General features: G+C 58.0%; 12 protein-coding genes. 4 read left to right on the top strand and 8 right to left on the bottom strand.

Annotated elements, in window-relative coordinates; translation table 11 throughout:
* Window positions 1-146 precede the first annotated feature (146 nt).
* Together norV and norW are read left to right on the top strand one after the other, a co-directional pair.
* On the top strand, window positions 147-1,586 hold the full coding sequence (gene norV, locus BJP35_RS06155) for an anaerobic nitric oxide reductase flavorubredoxin (protein WP_025203384.1): 1,440 nt from the start codon (window positions 147-149) through the stop codon (window positions 1,584-1,586).
* The gene (norW, locus tag BJP35_RS06150) at window positions 1,583-2,716 is read left to right on the top strand and encodes an NADH:flavorubredoxin reductase NorW (protein WP_086462963.1); all 1,134 of its coding nucleotides are present in this window, start codon (window positions 1,583-1,585) and stop codon (window positions 2,714-2,716) included. Before norV ends, norW begins: the two co-directional genes overlap by 4 nt.
* Window positions 2,717-2,837: 121 nt before the next feature.
* Here the strand turns inward: norW and BJP35_RS06145 are convergent, their stop codons facing one another.
* The 4 genes from BJP35_RS06145 to BJP35_RS06130 form a co-directional block, all read right to left on the bottom strand.
* The gene (locus tag BJP35_RS06145) at window positions 2,838-3,860 is read right to left on the bottom strand and encodes a HoxN/HupN/NixA family nickel/cobalt transporter (protein WP_059306139.1); all 1,023 of its coding nucleotides are present in this window, start codon (window positions 3,858-3,860) and stop codon (window positions 2,838-2,840) included.
* A gap of 1 nt (window position 3,861) precedes the next feature.
* Window positions 3,862-6,084, bottom strand: a complete 2,223-nt coding sequence (gene hypF / locus BJP35_RS06140) for a carbamoyltransferase HypF (protein WP_086462962.1) — start codon at window positions 6,082-6,084, stop codon at window positions 3,862-3,864.
* A gap of 6 nt (window positions 6,085-6,090) precedes the next feature.
* Complete coding sequence (gene hydN / locus BJP35_RS06135; RefSeq protein WP_023308960.1) at window positions 6,091-6,636, bottom strand: electron transport protein HydN; 546 nt, start codon at window positions 6,634-6,636, stop codon at window positions 6,091-6,093.
* A gap of 134 nt (window positions 6,637-6,770) precedes the next feature.
* Window positions 6,771-7,784 carry a LacI family DNA-binding transcriptional regulator gene (locus tag BJP35_RS06130; RefSeq protein WP_078774232.1) on the bottom strand — a complete coding sequence of 338 codons (1,014 nt, stop codon included), beginning with the start codon at window positions 7,782-7,784 and terminating at the stop codon, window positions 6,771-6,773.
* A 214-nt stretch (window positions 7,785-7,998) separates the two neighbouring features.
* Between BJP35_RS06130 and ascF the strand changes: the two genes are divergently transcribed.
* Window positions 7,999-9,450: a PTS cellobiose/arbutin/salicin transporter subunit IIBC gene (gene ascF, locus BJP35_RS06125; RefSeq protein ID WP_020883839.1), complete on the top strand. Its 1,452-nt coding sequence runs from the start codon at window positions 7,999-8,001 to the stop codon at window positions 9,448-9,450.
* A gap of 18 nt (window positions 9,451-9,468) precedes the next feature.
* Window positions 9,469-10,893 carry a 6-phospho-beta-glucosidase gene (locus BJP35_RS06120; RefSeq protein ID WP_086462961.1) on the top strand — a complete coding sequence of 475 codons (1,425 nt, stop codon included), beginning with the start codon at window positions 9,469-9,471 and terminating at the stop codon, window positions 10,891-10,893.
* An 87-nt stretch (window positions 10,894-10,980) separates the two neighbouring features.
* Here BJP35_RS06120 and hycI read toward each other — a convergent pair whose 3' ends face one another.
* Genes hycI through BJP35_RS06100 form a run of 4 tightly spaced genes read right to left on the bottom strand, consistent with a single transcriptional unit; the run spans window position 10,981 to window position 13,145 of the window.
* Window positions 10,981-11,436, bottom strand: coding sequence for a hydrogenase maturation peptidase HycI (gene hycI / locus BJP35_RS06115; RefSeq protein WP_014171360.1), 456 nt, complete (start codon window positions 11,434-11,436; stop codon window positions 10,981-10,983).
* Window positions 11,429-11,839: a formate hydrogenlyase maturation HycH family protein gene (locus BJP35_RS06110; RefSeq protein ID WP_020883837.1), complete on the bottom strand. Its 411-nt coding sequence runs from the start codon at window positions 11,837-11,839 to the stop codon at window positions 11,429-11,431. Before BJP35_RS06110 ends, hycI begins: the two co-directional genes overlap by 8 nt.
* A complete protein-coding gene (locus BJP35_RS06105; RefSeq protein ID WP_014171362.1) occupies window positions 11,836-12,603 on the bottom strand; it encodes an NADH-quinone oxidoreductase subunit B family protein in 768 nt (255 codons plus the stop codon). Before BJP35_RS06105 ends, BJP35_RS06110 begins: the two co-directional genes overlap by 4 nt.
* Window positions 12,603-13,145 (bottom strand): formate hydrogenlyase complex iron-sulfur subunit, encoded by a 543-nt coding sequence (locus BJP35_RS06100; RefSeq protein ID WP_014171363.1) that lies wholly within the window; start codon window positions 13,143-13,145, stop codon window positions 12,603-12,605. Before BJP35_RS06100 ends, BJP35_RS06105 begins: the two co-directional genes overlap by 1 nt.
* Window positions 13,146-13,239 lie beyond the last annotated feature (94 nt).

The raw sequence follows: 13,239 nt of genomic DNA, 5'->3' as shown, positions 1-13,239 counted from the left end.
GACCATAAATCAGATAGTCATATTGACTACCCATTACGAGTAATAAAATTTAAAAACCATAAAAAACAGCAACATGAAAAACTGGCACGCAACTTGATAAAGGCTAGTCATCTTATTTGAAAAACGCCGTATTAATTGAGGTTGCTATGTCTATTCTGGTTAAAAATAACATTCATTGGGTTGGCCAACGTGACTGGGAAGTGCGTGACTTCCACGGAACGGAGTACAAAACGCTGCGCGGCAGCAGCTACAACAGCTATCTCATCCGTGAAGGCAAAAACGTGCTCATCGATACCGTCGATCACAAATTCAGCCGGGAGTTCGTGCAAAATCTGCGCAGTGAAATCGATCTTGCGGATATCGACTACATCATCATTAACCATGCGGAAGAGGATCATGCCGGGGCGCTGACCGAGTTAATGTCCTGCATTCCCGACACCCCGATTTACTGCACCACCAACGCCATCGACTCGATTAACGGCCATCACCACCACCCGGAGTGGAATTTCCACACCGTCAAAACCGGCGACACGCTGGATATCGGCAACGGCAAACAGCTGATCTTCGTTGAAACCCCGATGCTGCACTGGCCCGACAGTATGATGACCTACATGACCGGCGATGCGGTGCTGTTCAGCAACGATGCCTTCGGCCAGCACTATTGTGACGAGCGCCTGTTCAACGATGAAGTGGATCAAACCGAGCTGTTCGAACAGTGTCAGCGCTACTACGCCAATATCCTGACGCCGTTCAGCCGTCTGGTGACGCCAAAAATCACCGAAATCCTCGGCTTTAACCTGCCCGTGGATATGATAGCCACCTCTCACGGCGTGGTGTGGCGCGAAAACCCCACCCAGATCGTGGAGCTGTACCTCAAATGGGCCGCGGATTACCAGGAAGACCGTATCACGCTTTTCTACGACACCATGTCTAATAACACCCGCATGATGGCGGACGCCATTGCGCAGGGTATTAACGAAGTCGATCCGAACGTGGCGGTGAAAATCTTCAACGTGGCGCGTAGCGATAAAAACGAGATCCTGACCAACGTCTTTCGCTCCAAGGGCGTGCTGGTGGGCACCTCCACGATGAACAACGTGATGATGCCGAAAATTGCGGGCCTTGTGGAAGAGATGACCGGCCTGCGCTTTCGTAATAAACGGGCCAGTGCATTTGGCTCCCACGGCTGGAGCGGCGGCGCAGTAGACCGGCTCTCCACGCGTTTGCAGGATGCCGGTTTTGAGATGTCCATGAGCCTGAAGGCGAAATGGCGCCCGGACATCGACGCGCTTGAATTGTGCCGCCAGCATGGCCGTGACATTGCGCGTCAGTGGGCGCTCGCGCCGCTCCCCGACATGAACGCTAAAAACCCCGCGCCGCAGCAAGCCTGCGCCACAGCCGTCGCTGACGGTGGCCCTCGCATGCAGTGCAGCGTCTGCCAGTGGATTTACGACCCGGCACAGGGCGAGCCGCTGCAGGATGTTGCCCCCGGTACCCCCTGGAGCGACGTGCCGGACAATTTCCTCTGCCCGGAATGTTCCCTGGGAAAAGAGGTCTTTGACGAACTGGCGACGGAGGCACAATGAACAACGGTATCGTTATCATCGGCTCGGGCTTTGCCGCCCGCCAGCTGGTGAAAAACATTCGCAAGCAAGACGCCCGCGTGCCGTTGACGCTCATTGCCGCCGACAGCATGGACGAGTACAACAAGCCTGATTTAAGCCACGTTATCAGCCAGAATCAGCGAGCCGAAGACCTCACCCGCCAGACCGCGGCGGCGTTCGCGGAACAGTTTAGTCTGCGGTTATTTCCGCACACCTGGATAACCGATATCGACGCCGCCGCCCATGTGGTGAAAGCAAAAGACAAAACCTGGCAATACGACAAGCTGGTACTGGCGACAGGGGCGTCTGCTTTTGTGCCGCCGGTGGAAGGCCGGGAACTGATGATCACCCTCAACAGCCAGCAGGCGTATCAGGCCAGTGAAACCCTGCTGCGTGACGCGAAGCGGGTGATGATTGTCGGCGCAGGGTTGATTGGCACAGAGCTGGCGATGGATTTTAGCCGGGCGGGTAAATCCGTCACCCTGGTCGACCATGCGGCAAGCATTTTGCCGGCGCTGATGCCCGCAGAAGTAAGTAGTCGCTTACAGCATCGTCTGACCGATATGGGCGTACATCTGCTGCTGAAATCCCAGCTGCAAAGCCTGAAGAAAACCGGGAATGGGATTCATGCAACGCTCGACCGCAGCCGCAGCGTTGAGGCGGATGTGGTGGTTGCCGCCACGGGCCTGCGTCCGGAAACGGCGCTGGCGCATCGCGCCGGCGCGGAAACAGGTCGTGGCGTGAAGGTAGACAGCTACCTGCAAACCACGCAGCCCGATATTTACGCCCTGGGTGACTGCGCTGAAATTAACGGACAGGTCCTGCCCTTCCTGCAGCCCATTCAACTGAGCGCCATGTACCTGGCGAAAAACCTGTCTGGCGGCAGTGCGCCACTGAAATTACCCGCCATGCTGGTAAAAGTAAAAACGCCGGCACTCCCGCTACACCTGGCAGGCGAAACCGAGCGTCCGGATCTGCACTGGCAACTCACCATTGAACCTCAGGGAATGGTGGCTCGTGGGTGCGACAGCGAAGGACAAATGCGCGCCTTTGTGGTGAGCGAAGACCGGATGAAGGAGGCTTTCGCTCTGCTGAAATCATTACCCGCTTAACGCTGATTCGCCTGCCACGCTAACGTAACCTTTGGATTTTATGGTCCACAGCCCCGATGTCCCGGGGCTTTTTTTTCAACGTCGTTTATCCAGATAACGACAATGATGTTCAGACGCCGCGTCAGGAACGTACGACAAGCGCATCGTAGCCGCGCCAGCGATAGTTGATCATGGAAATCAGCCAGCAGGCAACGAACAGCCCGACCACCACGAACCCGGCGTTACCGAGGTTGTCATTAACTGCGCCAATGCGATCCCAGAGGCCTCCGCTGAGGGCAAACTTATCCATCAACAGACCCAGAGCTTCCAGCCCGCCGATAAACAGCGCCACCACCACAGAGGTACCGGTGATGGTCATGTTGTAGTAAAGCTTGCGCTGCGGCTTGTTAAACGCCCAGCCGTAAGCGCCGACCATCAGCAGATTGTCGAGGGTATCGACCAGCGCCATACCGCTGGCAAACAGCGCCGGGAAGATCATGATGGACCAGACTGACATCCCGTTTGACGCGCTGGCGGCTGAAATCCCAAGCACACCGATTTCCGTCGCGGTATCAAACCCCAGACCAAACAGGAAACCGACCAGGTACATCTGCCAGCTCTTGTTCACCAGGCGGAACGTTGCGCCAAATAGCCAGTTCATGACTCCGCCTGATGCCGGAAGCGGGATGTCGTCACGCGTGACCTGACCGTTCTTCAGCGCCTGAAAATTACGCCACACGCCGCGCAAAATCACCAGATTGACCAGCGCCATCGCCAGCAGAAACGTTGCAGAAACGGCGGTGCCAATCAGGCTGCCGGTTTCATGAAACCATGCCATATTCTTCTGAAACGCCGTGGCGGTGGCCGCAATGGCAATGGAGGCCAGCACCACAATGGTGGAGTGTCCCAGAGAGAACCATGCCCCCACGCCGGAAGGGCGTTTACCCTGCTGCATCATCTTACGCGTGACGGTATCAATGGCCGCGATGTGGTCGGCATCCACCGCATGACGGAGTCCATAACACCAGGCCAGCAGGCTGGCGGCCATCAGCGCCGTACTGCCGCTGAAGGTTTGCCATGCCCAGCCCCATGCCAGAAGATTAGCCATTACCAGAGCCAGCAGCAGAAACGCCGCGCGGGGTTCATTGCGTAAGAGTCGTAACATTTTACATCCTTTGTGAACATGACCGGGCGGCAGCAACTACCGCCTGCCCGAAGGAGATAGCGCCGTCACCTGACGGCAGATGATGAGGAAAAAGCAGCGTGAAGTCTGAGAGGTAATGGCGCAGTCGCGCGCGCAGCAGACGGTTATGTAACACGCCGCCGCTGAAGCATACGGTGGAAAGCCCCAGTCGTCGGGCATGGGAGATGACAAGCTCCGCCAGCCCTTTCGCCAGCGCATCGTGAAACGCCCATGCCCGCTCGCAGGGTTCCGCCTGCCAGTTCAGCCACTGTTGCCAGAAGCGCGTAAGGTTTTCGGCCTGAAGCGTAACCGGATGTTGAACGTCGTGGCACTGCGCGGCCAGCGCTTCAAGCCGGCAGGCGGCCTCACCTTCATAGCTCTGGGTTTCTGACGTGATGCCGAGCGCGCAGGCCACCGCGTCGAACAGACGTCCGCAGGATGAGGCCAGCGGCGCGTTTAAACCGCGCTGAATGGCCGTAGCCAGCAGCGGCCAGTTTTGCCGCTGAACGTCACGCGTTTCCGGGTACTGCTGCCAGTCCGGCACAAACGCCAGGCAGTGGGCGAGTAAATTGCGCCACGGCTGCATGGCAGCCCTGTCCCCGCCCGGCAGCGCAACCGCAGGCAGACCGCCCAGACGTTCGCAGTCGAGATAGTTTACCCGCAGGCACTCCCCGCCCCACAGCGCGCCGTTTTCGCCCATGCCGATACCATCCAGCGTCAGGGCAATGACATCTCCGCCCTCAAGCGGCCAGCCGTTTTCTGCCATGCATGCCGCCGCGTGAGCGTGGTGGTGAAGCACGGTGTCGATCGGCAAAGCCTGGGCTTGCGCCCACTGTCGGGCGTGATAGCCCGGATGGGCGTCGCATACCACGCGCTGCGGCTGAAACGCATAGATCTGCTGCATCATCGACAGCGCAGAACGCCACTGGGTCTCGACACCGTCGTCACTCAGATCGCCAAAGTGCTGACTCATTACCGCCTGGTTACCGCGCACCAGACAGAAGGTATTTTTCATATCAGCACCGGTGCACACCATCGCCGGGACAGCGCTGAAACCGGCGGGCAGCGTGATGGCATCCGGCACAAAACCGCGCGCGCGACGCAGCATCATACCGTCCTGATCCATCACGGAATCATCCATACGCTGCAGGATGTCGCGGTTGTGCAGCAGGAATCCGTCAGCGATGTCGCCCAGTTCATCCAGTGCCTGCTGGCCGGTGATGGCCGGCGGACGCCCGCTGAGGTTGCCGGAGGTCATCACCAGTGCGCGCTGACAGTCCATCATCAACACATGCTGTAGCGGGTTAGCGGGCAGCATCAGTCCAACGGTGTCCAGCCCTGGCGCGATCGCGTCAGGAAGCGGAGGACACCATGCTTTTGGCGTGAGCACGATGGGCGCTGCAGGCGAGCGCAGCAGCGTTTGCACTGATTCCGGCACTCCCTCCGCCTGCGGGATCATGACCGCCAGTGGCTTCATCGGGCGCTGTTTGCGCGCCCGCAGGGTTGCCACCGCCTGCGCGTTGGATGCGTCACAGGCAAGGTGAAAACCGCCCAGCCCTTTGATGGCGACAATCCCGCCATTTTTGAGCATGTGGACCGCCGCACTCAGCGCAGACTCGCGGGTGGCAACGGTCTCGCCCGCGCGCCATTCCAGCTCGGGTCCACAATCCGGACAGGCTACCGGCTGCGCGTGAAAACGGCGGTCAGCGGGATTGCGGTACTCGGTTTCACACGGCTCACAGAGGGGAAAAGCCGCCATTGACGTGGCCGGGCGGTCATAGGGCATGGCGCGGATGATGGTAAAACGGGGACCGCAATGGGTACAGTTGATAAACGGATAGCGATAACGCCGCGCTCGGGGATCGCGCATTTCAGCCAGGCACGCCGGGCAGGTAGCGGCATCCGGCACAATCTGGGTGTCCATCGCTCCGCCCGCGCTATGGCGAATGGTGAACGCCTGCGGCACCGCTGCCCAGGTAAACGGCTGGCTGTCGACAGCATCGATACGTGCCAGCGGTGGGCAGTCCTGATGCAGCCTCGCGGTAAAGGCCCCCCCATTACCCGCGAGACGCACCAGCACGCCCTCTCCGTCATTACAAACGTCACCCGTCAGCTGTAGCTGATGCGCCAGTTGCCAGACGAAGGGACGAAACCCTACCCCCTGCACCTTGCCGCGCACCCGCAACTGTACGCCGTTATCGCCCATCGCGACTTAAAACAGCAGTGACGATGACGTGTCGAACGCGGCACGACGGCGTTTTTCCGCGCTCATCTGCTCAAGCTTGTCGCGATCCACGCAGACCAGGGCGTGCGTCGGGCAGGCTTCCATACAGGCCGGGCCGGCATCACGGTGGTAGCAGAGGTCGCATTTATTGGCTTCCGCTTTTTCCGCGCGCACGCTCAGCCCCATGCCGCTGTTGCGCACAACCGGACGCACCACGACTTCCATCGCACCGTACGGGCAGGCAACCACACAGGTTTTGCAGCCGATGCAGCGCTCCTGCATCACATGCACGAATCCTTTCTCGCGTTTGATGGCCCCGTTTGGGCAGACGTTAGCGCACGGCGCATCCTCACACTGGCGACAAATAGCGGCCGTGGAGATATTCACGCCTTTAATGACGTGGATCCGCGGTAAAAAGGTATCAGGGGTGAGCGATGCGCAATCCTGCTCCGCCTGATGGGAAACCACACACGCCACTTCACAGGTACGGCAGCCAATGCATTTACTGGCATCGGCCATAATAAAACGGTTCATCTGCTTCTCCAGCATTACAGTCCTGCGCGGAGATATACATAAACCGTGCCAATTATTAACCTTTTGATTTTATGCGATTTATAAAATGACAGCAGGGCTGTCATCGTCACTTCTGACGATGACAGCTGTCGACATCAGCGGTGAGGCCCGTCAATGACCGAGTCACGCAGGATAAGCTCGCCGGAGAAGGTTTGCTGGTACTTAAACTCACCGCCATCCAGCAGGAAGATCAGGCGGCTAATGGTCTCTTTGATCATCTCCGTCACCGGAATGCGCACGCTGGAGAGCGAGGGGACGATGTAGGGGGCGATGGCCACATCGTCAAAGCCAATCACCGACACGGCATCCGGGGTGGCGATCCCGCACTCGTGCAGCTGTTTCATGGCACCAATCGCCATATCGTCATTGCTCGCCACCAGCGCCGAAAAGGTTTCACCGCGCGAAAGCAGGTCAGACACCGCCGCCGCACCGCTGGCCGGGTTCCATTTCCCCTGCGCAATCAGCGACGGGCGCAGCGGGATCTGGTGTTGTGCCAGGGCGTCTTTGTAGCCCGAGAGACGCTCAACGCCCGTGGGGGAATCCAGCGAACCGGTGATAAACGCAATCTCCCGGTGCCCTTTCTGAATCAGCTGCGACACGGCGTCCTGGCAGGAGGCTTTATGATCTGACCAGACGCTGTGACTGCTGTTTTTCCGTAAGCGGCGGTTGAGGACCATAATCGGCTGTTCGCATTTCTCAACAATATCGTCCATCTCATCCACGCTCAGGAAACGCGGGTAAATGATCACCGCGTCACAGCGCATATCGAGCAAATACTGAATGGCCTCGCGCTCTTCATCCGCACTGTGCTTACCGTCCGCCAGGATCAGCTGCCGCCCTTTCTCTTCCGTCATGCGGGCGGCGTGAAAGAGCAGTTCGCTAAAATAGACGCCGTGATAAAGGGTGTTGGTGACCACCAGACCCAGCGTCTGGGTACGTTTGGTCGCCAGATTTCGTGCCAGCAAATTCGGGCGATAGCCGCTCTCTTCAATCGCCTGAAACACCCGGTCTTTGGTCTCCTGGCTGACGTAGCCATTGCCCGACAATACCCTGGAAACCGTCGCTTTCGAAACGCCTGCCCGCTTCGCGACTTCAAGCATCGTGGTCATCGTAATCTTCCGTTTGAAACTACCAGGGCGCAGTGTACTGCACTGCAGAAAAATTGTCGCAGCGGCGATATCACGCTTTTTATCCCTCCAGGTGATCATCATCACGAAATGAAAAAATGTACAAAATGTGATCTTGTTTCATTCAAAGAAACTATTGATGATTATGTGGAACCGGTTTCCTACATTTCTCACAACGATAACAGGATTACATCCGATGGCCAAAAATTACGCTGCACTGGCGAATGATGTTGTCAGCGCGCTCGGCGGCAGAGACAACATCGTCGCCGTCACCCACTGCATGACGCGACTGCGTTTCGTCCTCAAAGACGAAAGCCTCACCGATGCCCCGCGCCTGAAAAGCATTAACGGCGTGCTCGGCGTGGTCCGCAACGACAACCAGTGCCAGGTGATCATTGGCAACACCGTGTCTCAGGCCTACCGCGAAGTGGTAAGCCTGCTGCCCACCGACCTGCAGCCTGCCGTACCGGAAGGCCCGCAGAAAATGACCCTGCGCCGCATCGGTGCCGGGATCCTCGATGCGCTGATCGGCACCATGTCACCGCTGATCCCGGCGATCATCGGCGGTTCAATGGTCAAACTGCTGGCAATGATCCTGGAGATGACCGGCGCGCTGGAAAAAGGGGCACCGACGCTCACCCTTCTGACGCTGATTGGCGATGGCGCGTTCTTCTTCCTGCCGCTGATGGTCGCCGCCTCTGCCGCAGTGAAATTCAAAACCAACATGTCGCTGGCGATTGCCATCGCGGGCGTGCTGGTACATCCGGGCTTTATCGAACTGATGGCGAAAGCCGCACAGGGCGAGCACGTTGAATTCGCCTTTATTCCGGTGACGGCAGTGAAATACACCTACACGGTCATCCCGGCGCTGGTGATGACCTGGTGCCTGTCGTACATCGAACGCTGGGTTGATCGTATTACGCCGGCGGTCACGAAAAACTTCCTTAAACCGATGCTGATCGTTCTGATTGCCGCCCCGCTCGCCATCGTGCTGATAGGGCCGCTCGGGATCTGGATCGGGAGCGCGATTTCAGCGCTGGTCTACACTATTCACGGCTATCTGGGCTGGCTCTCCGTGGCCATTATGGGTGCCCTCTGGCCGCTGCTGGTGATGACCGGGATGCACCGCGTATTTACGCCGACGATCATTCAGACCATTGCCGAGACGGGCAAAGAGGGAATGGTTATGCCGTCGGAAATCGGAGCCAATTTGTCGCTCGGCGGTTCATCGCTGGCGGTGGCGTGGAAAACGAAAAACCCGGAACTGCGCCAGACGGCGCTGGCGGCAGCGGCTTCTGCCATCATGGCAGGCATTTCAGAACCTGCCCTCTATGGTGTGGCGGTACGTCTGAAACGCCCGCTGATTGCGAGCCTTATCAGCGGCTTCATCTGCGGGGCAGTGGCTGGCATAGCCGGTCTTGCCAGCCACTCAATGGCGGCGCCGGGGCTGTTTACCAGCGTGCAGTTCTTCGATCCGGCCAACCCGATGACCATCGTCTGGGTATTCGGGGTCATGGCGCTGGCGGTTGTGCTCTCGTTTGTTCTGACCCTGATTTTAGGTTTTGAAGATATCCCGGTCGAAGACGATGCTGAGAAAGCACGCGCCCTGCAGAGCGCTCCGGTTCAGGCCAAAGCAGCACAAGTCTAAATTTATAGCGAGGTAAAGATGTCTGTTTTTCCACAAGGATTTTTATGGGGCGGCGCGCTTGCCGCCAACCAGAGTGAAGGGGCTTACAGTGAAGGCGGCAAAGGACTGACGACGGTCGATATGATCCCCCACGGCGCGAATCGTCTGGCGGTGAAGGTCGGTAAGGAAAAACGTTTTACGTTGCGTGACGACGAGTTTTACCCGAGCCACGAGGCGATTGATTTTTACCATCGCTACAAAGAAGACATCGCCCTGATGGCGGAGATGGGCTTTACGGTATTTCGTACCTCGATTGCCTGGAGCCGCCTCTACCCGAACGGCGATGAGCCGCTGCCCAATAAAGAGGGGATTGCCTTCTACCGCGCAGTGTTCGAAGAGTGCAAAAAATACAACATCGAACCGTTGGTCACCCTGTGCCATTTCGACGTACCGATGCATCTGGTCACGGAGTATGGATCCTGGCGCAACCGCAAGATGGTCGATTTCTTCGCCCGCTATGCCCGTACCTGTTTCGAAGAATTTAACGGTCTGGTGAAGTACTGGCTCACCTTCAACGAAATCAACATTATGCTGCACAGCCCTTTCTCCGGCGCGGGGCTGGTGTTTGAAGAGGGTGAGAACGAAGATCAGGTGAAATATCAGGCCGCGCATCACGAACTGGTGGCAAGCGCCCTGGCGACCAAAATCGCCCATGAGGTCAACCCGGAAAACCAGGTCGGCTGCATGCTGGCCGGCGGCAACTTCTACCCCTACTCCTGCAAACCGGAAGACGTGTGGATGGCGCTGGAGAAGGACCGCGAAAACCTGTTCTTTATCGACGTGCAGGCGCGCGGCAGCTACCCGGCCTATTCTGCCCGCGTGTTCCGCGAAAAAGGGGTGGTGATTGTCAAAGACCCTGGCGACGATGAACTGCTGAAAAACACCGTCGATTTTGTGTCGTTCAGCTATTACGCCTCGCGCTGCGCGTCGGCGGACATGAACGCCAGTAATACCAATGCGGCGAATATCGTGAAATCCCTGCGCAACCCGCACATCCAGGTCAGCGAATGGGGCTGGGGTATCGACCCACTGGGGCTGCGCATCACCATGAACATGATGTACGACCGCTATCAGAAGCCGCTGTTCCTGGTGGAAAACGGCCTCGGCGCGAAAGACGTCATGGATGAACACGGTGAGATTAATGACGACTACCGTATCAGCTACCTGCGCGAACATATTCGTGCGATGGGCGATGCCATAGAAGACGGTGTACCGCTGATAGGCTACACCACCTGGGGCTGCATTGACCTGGTGGCCGCATCCACGGGCGAGATGAGCAAACGCTACGGGTTTGTCTATGTTGACCGCGACGACGCGGGCAACGGTACGCTGGACAGAACGCGTAAGAAATCGTTCTGGTGGTATAAGAAGGTGATTGCAAGTAACGGCGCGGATCTGGCGTAGCCTGTTGCTCTCTCCCCCGCCCTCTCCCACAGGATGCGGGCGAGGAGGTGTCCAGGCCGGGTGGAAGCTACCACCACCCGGCACTGCTCACAGTCGGGAAAAACCGCCGTCCCCACGCCATCCGGCAAGCCGGGAGTAAACCTCTTCGACGGCCTCTTTCACCGGCGGCGTCATCGGATAATAAAACCCAACGATGTCAGGCTGAATGCCCAGAAACAATACCTCACCCACATCGTCTTTAATCTGATCGACCAGATAGTTCAGCGGCATATTGTGGGTGGTCATCATAAACATCTCGGCGATGTCATCCGGATCAATCAGGCGGGTTTCCCCCGGATTAAGTCCCATATCGGTTGCATCCACAATCAGCAGCCTGTCCGGGTGCAGCTCACGGATCGCCACCACATCGTTTTCCGGTGCGCTGCCGCCGTCAATAACCACCCATTCGCCCTGCGGATGCGCGGCACACATTTGTGCAAGCAGCGGGCCCGCGCCGTCGTCGCCCATCATGCTGTTGCCGACACACAGTAAAACATCAGTCACGTAATCTCCTCACCATCAGGTAGATGGCACTCTCCTGATGAATATCATGCAGCATGCTGAGCAAAATTTTGCTCCAGGCCTGCTGCTGCGGGGTTTGCACGCTCAGCGCGGCGTCGAAAGCACTGGCGAGCATCGCAATGTGGTTGGCGTCGATAACGATCTCACCGTACTTCGGCACGCCTTCCATTTTGCGGCGCGCCGTACTGCCCTCCTCCAGCGTGGCGATCCACGCCAGATAGTCAGGCCACGGGCAGCTTAATGCCGTTTCGAGACAATCTATCACCCCGAGGTGATGCCCAATGGCCAGGCTGTAATAGACCACCTGCTGCGCCGCATCCGGCGTGGCATCGTTCTCATCAATAAACTTACGGCTCAGCTGACTGAACACCACCGTTTCACTCATCGGATACGCGCCTCTTCCACCACCTGATTCAGGTTCGCGACAATCTCATTAAGACGAGGATCGTTTTCCGCCTCCAGCCAGCGCGTGACCTGATGATCGCCCTGGCTCAGCAGACGCAGATAATCGTCGGCAATCTGGCGACCATAGCGATACCCCGCGAGCCGGCGCGCTGTGCGATCGACCTTCACGCGCAGCGGCTGCACCATATCCGGGTGCAGAATTGCGGCAGCCTGGTTGTCGCGTTCACCCGGTTCACGGGCATGTATTTTCTGCTCCAGCAGCCCGAGCGCCATGGCAAAACCGTACAGCGTGGCCGCAGGCGTTGGCGGACAACCGGGAATGTAGACATCCACAGGAACAATTTTATCGGTACCGCCCCAGACGCAGTACAGGTCATGGAAGATGCCGCCACTGTTGCCGCAGGCACCGTAAGAGATACAGATTTTTGGATCCGGTGCGGACTGCCAGGCACGCAATGCTGGCGATCTCATGGCACGGGTAACGGCACCGGTAAACAGCAAAATGTCCGCATGACGCGGTGAAGGCACCACTTTAATACCGAAGCGTTCGGCGTCGAACAGGGGCGACAGCGTGGCAAAGATCTCAATCTCACAGCCGTTGCAGCCGCCGCAGTCCACGCGGTACACATAGGCCGAACGTTTAATGTTTTTCAGCAGCGAGGCCTTCATGCTGGCGATGGATTCCTCCACCGTCATCGGCACCGGAATGCCGTTAGCGTCGCGTGGGCCGATCAGGTTTTCCATCAGCTGGCCTCTCTCATATGACGGGTAATATCGATGCGATCCGACGGCAGCAGGCATTTCTGCCGTTTGCAGTCCGGGCAGGTTTCAAAGCTTTCGCGATGATGCTCCGCGCGGGCATCACCGTTGTGCTGCAACAGCGCGATGGCGTAGTCGATCTCTTTTTGTACGGCAAACGGGCGTTTGCAGACACGGCAGTTGCACAGCGCGAAACGCGACTGCTGCAGAAAATCCTCTTTCTTCCAGACCGCCAGCTCGTACTCCTGCGAAAGACGGATCGCCACCGTCGGGCAAACTTCCTCGCAGCGGCCGCAGAAAATGCAGCGCCCGAGGTTGAACTGCCAGGCCAGCTCGCCCGTTTTCAGATCGGTTTCCACCGTCAGGGCATTTGACGGGCAGGCGTTAACGCAGGCAGCACAGCCGATGCACTGTTGCGGGTTGTGCTCCGGCTTGCCGCGAAAGTTTTTATCGACCGGCATCGGCTCCAGCGGATAGCGGCTGGTCACCGTCCCGGTTTTGATCACTTTTTTGATGAAGGTAAACATGTTGACTCCTGCTTATGTGCTGCCTGTGCTCCGCACCCCGGATCTCTCATCAAAAAGAGGGTCAGGGTGAGGGCATCAGCCTGCACAAAATCCC

This window comes from Enterobacter sp. J49 (genome assembly GCF_002148625.1).
Lineage (GTDB): Bacteria > Pseudomonadota > Gammaproteobacteria > Enterobacterales > Enterobacteriaceae > Enterobacter > Enterobacter ludwigii.
Note: the sequence above shows the minus strand (reverse complement) of the source record. Positions and strands in the feature narration are given on the sequence as shown.

Bases quoted from the DNA above. Each gene is read 5' to 3' on its own strand.
- BJP35_RS06145 (WP_059306139.1), bottom strand. From the start codon at position 3,860: ATGTTACGACTCTTACGCAATGAACCCCGCGCGGCGTTTCTGCTGCTG.
- BJP35_RS06110 (WP_020883837.1), bottom strand. From the start codon at position 11,839: ATGAGTGAAACGGTGGTGTTCAGTCAGCTGAGCCGTAAGTTTATTGAT.
- BJP35_RS06130 (WP_078774232.1), bottom strand. From the start codon at position 7,784: ATGACCACGATGCTTGAAGTCGCGAAGCGGGCAGGCGTTTCGAAAGCG.
- norW (WP_086462963.1), top strand. From the start codon at position 1,583: ATGAACAACGGTATCGTTATCATCGGCTCGGGCTTTGCCGCCCGCCAG.
- BJP35_RS06100 (WP_014171363.1), bottom strand. From the start codon at position 13,145: ATGTTTACCTTCATCAAAAAAGTGATCAAAACCGGGACGGTGACCAGC.
- ascF (WP_020883839.1), top strand. From the start codon at position 7,999: ATGGCCAAAAATTACGCTGCACTGGCGAATGATGTTGTCAGCGCGCTC.
- hydN (WP_023308960.1), bottom strand. From the start codon at position 6,636: ATGAACCGTTTTATTATGGCCGATGCCAGTAAATGCATTGGCTGCCGT.
- norV (WP_025203384.1), top strand. From the start codon at position 147: ATGTCTATTCTGGTTAAAAATAACATTCATTGGGTTGGCCAACGTGAC.
- BJP35_RS06120 (WP_086462961.1), top strand. From the start codon at position 9,469: ATGTCTGTTTTTCCACAAGGATTTTTATGGGGCGGCGCGCTTGCCGCC.
- hypF (WP_086462962.1), bottom strand. From the start codon at position 6,084: ATGGGCGATAACGGCGTACAGTTGCGGGTGCGCGGCAAGGTGCAGGGG.
- BJP35_RS06105 (WP_014171362.1), bottom strand. From the start codon at position 12,603: ATGGAAAACCTGATCGGCCCACGCGACGCTAACGGCATTCCGGTGCCG.